Raw genomic sequence first — 527 nt, forward strand, 5'->3', positions numbered from 1 at the left:
GCCACCGACACCCGCTCATCCCGCATCAACGACGCCAAATACACCGGATCCCGATGACCATCCGGCCGCGCCACCACCAACCGCGCACCGACCTGCAACGGCCAGAACAACTCCCACACCGACACATCGAACGTCACCGGCGTCTTCTGAACGACGACATCGGAATCGGTCAGCGCGTACTCCGCCTGCATCCACACCAGACGATTCACGATCGCCGCATGGCTGATTGCCACACCCTTCGGCCGACCCGTCGACCCCGACGTGAACAACACATACGCCACATTCGACGCCGCCAACGGCGACACCCGATCCACATCCGACACCGGACCACCGGCAAACCCACCGAGCTCCACACGATCCAACTCGACGACATCCACGCCATCAGCGGCGAAGCCATCCCGCGACGTCGACAACACCGTCGACACCCCGGCCGTCTCCAGAATGTAAGCCACCCGCTCGCCAGGCTGATCCGGATCCACCGGCACATACCCCGCACCAGCCTTGATCACGCCATACAAACCGACCAT

Annotated in this window: 1 protein-coding gene; it reads right to left on the minus strand. The window is 63.4% G+C overall.

The window, feature by feature from the left end; translation table 11 throughout:
• Positions 1–527 (minus strand): AMP-binding protein (locus A3K89_RS14535; protein ID WP_157105349.1); only part of this gene is annotated, 527 nt, incomplete at its 3' end.

Source organism: Rhodococcoides kyotonense, assembly GCF_001645385.1.
Classification (GTDB): Bacteria; Actinomycetota; Actinomycetes; order Mycobacteriales; family Mycobacteriaceae; genus Rhodococcoides; species Rhodococcoides kyotonensis_B.